Source organism: Mesorhizobium sp. ESP7-2 (assembly GCF_020164715.1).
Taxonomy (GTDB): domain Bacteria; phylum Pseudomonadota; class Alphaproteobacteria; order Rhizobiales; family Rhizobiaceae; genus Mesorhizobium.
This window is the reverse complement of record NZ_JAIUGQ010000094.1, coordinates 1-2,373: the sequence shown is the minus strand read 5'-3', so window position 1 is coordinate 2,373 and position 2,373 is coordinate 1. Positions and strand designations below refer to the sequence as shown.

Below are 2,373 nucleotides of genomic sequence, written 5' to 3'. Positions count from 1 at the left end.
TTTCGGGTCTTGCCAGATCAAGTTTGAATTGGCCGTCCCGGCGGCGGGAGATGACGCCGCCGGACGCTTCTTGAGCCTTGAAGCAAGGCTCCGCGATGTCTGGCGCTCGGCCTATTTCACCTTCAGCGCAGTCAGCACCTTGTCGACGTTGTCCTTGGTTATCAGGATAACGCCCGTATCCAGCGAGTCCGGAATCGGACGGCCGCCTTCCTTCGCCGTCAGACCGGCCGACTTCAACGTGTTGGTGTTGTAGTCGTGGAGCAGCTTGACGGCGTAATAGATGAAGAGTTCGCGGTTCTGCACGACGATGCCGTCAACCCAGCCTTCCTTGGCCGACTTGAAGAAGTCCGGCGTCTGCTCCATTGCCGTCACCTTGATGTCGCCGGGGTTCTTACCGGCTTCACGCAGTGCGGTGACGATGCCGGCACCGGATTCGGAATCGAAACCGGCCAGCCCGGCGATGTCGGGATGGGCCGCCAGAATCGCCGCAGTCACCTGCGCCGCCTTCTGCGCATCGCCACCGTCATCTTCATTGGCGACGATGGAGTATTTGCCGCCACCATTGGCCTCGACATAGGCTTTGAAGCCGGCCACTGCTTCGCGCATGTTGCCGGCGTTGATGATCGACATCGACGCAACCTTGCCACCTTTCGGCAGCATTTCCATCAGCTTCTTGGCCTGGGCGACGCCGACCTGCGTCCAGTTCGTGCCGATATAGGCCAGACGGCCGGAGTCGGGCAGATCGCCATCATCGACGACCGTCGGCACGCCTTGCTCCAAGCACTTCTTGACGGATTCGGTCAGCGACGGATCCCAGCCGCCGACAACGGAGACACCGCTCGGCTTCTGCGCGCAGACCTGGTCGACGGCGGCGATGAAGCCGGGCACGTCGAAATCCGTCGGCCCGGCGACAATCACCTTAACGCCGAGTTCTTCAGCGATCCGTTTCATGCCGACATAGTCATACTGCACGAACAACGGCAGGTTGGCCTTGTTGGAGATCCAGTAGTAGGTCTCCTTGGCGTCGGCCGGCCCGAAGGATGATTCCTGCGCGGTGGCCGGAAACGTGTAGAGCAATGCGGTGGCAGCAAGTGCTGCGCCGGAAAGTATCGTTCTCACTATGGATTTCATGCCCGTTTCCTCCTGAAGTTTTTGAGTCCCAGTTCCTGCATGTCATTCGGTTGGGCCGAATGCCTCCTCCCGTCCTCGCCTTAAGTCAGGCGCGGCCGCTGGTCTTGAAACGATCGAGCGAGACGGCGAACAGCAGGACCAACCCCACCACCAGCCCCTGCCAGAACACGCCGATCGCATTGATGATCATGGCGTTCTCGATCAATGCGATGAAAAGCACTCCGAGAATGCCGCCGAGGATCGTGCCTTCGCCCCCCTTCAGGCTCGCGCCTCCGAGCACAGTGGCGGTGATGACCTTGAGCTCGATGCCGACGCCGGCGTTGACGACCGCGCTGTTGAGACGCGCCGCGCCCAGCACACCGGCAAGCCCCGCCAGCGCGCCCATGATGACGAAGCCGATCAGGATGAGCCGGTCCACGCGAATACCCGAAAGCTGGGCTGCGCGCGGATTGCCGCCGATGAAATAGAACTGACGGAAGAAGCGAGTCCGCGCCACCAGCCAACCGCCGACGAGCACCAGCACCAGCATGGCCCAGAAAGGCGACTGGATCCTGAGCAACGGATCCGCGGCGCGGCCATATTCGGCAAAGGCATCGGTGATCGGGGTGACCCCGGTGCCGGCGGTGACGTAGGTCAGGCTGCGAAAGATGGTGAGTGTGCCAAGGGTGGCAATCAAGGCGTTGATGCCGATGCGGGTGACGATCAGACCATTGACCAGGCCGCACAGAGCGCCAACCAGGATGCCGACCAGAACCGCAAACTCGGCCGGCCAGCCCCACCATCCTGCGACGACCGCCGCCCAGACGCCGGAGAAGGCCAGGGTCGATCCGACAGACAGGTCGAAAGTGCCGCCGATCATCAATAGCATCATGCCGCAGACAAGGATGCCGACAGGTGCAAGATTGAGCAGCACGGCCCGCATGTTGGAGGCGGTTGGAAAATTGTTCGGGTAGACGATGCTCATCGCCAGCGCGAGCGCAATGACGAGTACGAAGAGCGTCAGTTCCCTGGAATCGGCAAGCCGCCGCACGATACGCACGAAAAGCTTTTCGCGCCGGGGTTCGACATTCTCGGCCATCGGTTGCGTAATCTGCATCGTCATGCCTCTGCCATTCCTGCTTGCTTGCGCACTTCGGCCACCGAAGCCGTGTATCTGGTGGCCAGCCGCAGCACCTGTTCTTCACTCGCCCCGTCGCCCGGCAGTTCGCCGACCGTCCGGCCTTCCGCCATCACCACGATGCG

General features: G+C 61.9%; 2 protein-coding genes. Both read right to left on the bottom strand.

What is annotated here, in order from left to right; all coding sequences use genetic code 11:
* Positions 1-111 precede the first annotated feature (111 nt).
* Positions 112-1,131 carry a substrate-binding domain-containing protein gene (locus LB543_RS33700; RefSeq protein ID WP_224617349.1) on the bottom strand — a complete coding sequence of 340 codons (1,020 nt, stop codon included), beginning with the start codon at positions 1,129-1,131 and terminating at the stop codon, positions 112-114.
* 85 nt (positions 1,132-1,216) lie between these two features.
* On the bottom strand, positions 1,217-2,233 hold the full coding sequence (locus LB543_RS33695; RefSeq protein WP_224617348.1) for an ABC transporter permease: 1,017 nt from the start codon (positions 2,231-2,233) through the stop codon (positions 1,217-1,219).
* Positions 2,234-2,373: the final 140 nt, after the last annotated feature.

Coding starts and splice junctions, on each gene's coding strand:
- LB543_RS33695 (WP_224617348.1), bottom strand. CDS start 2,233: ATGACGATGCAGATTACGCAACCGATGGCCGAGAATGTCGAACCCCGG.
- LB543_RS33700 (WP_224617349.1), bottom strand. CDS start 1,131: ATGAAATCCATAGTGAGAACGATACTTTCCGGCGCAGCACTTGCTGCC.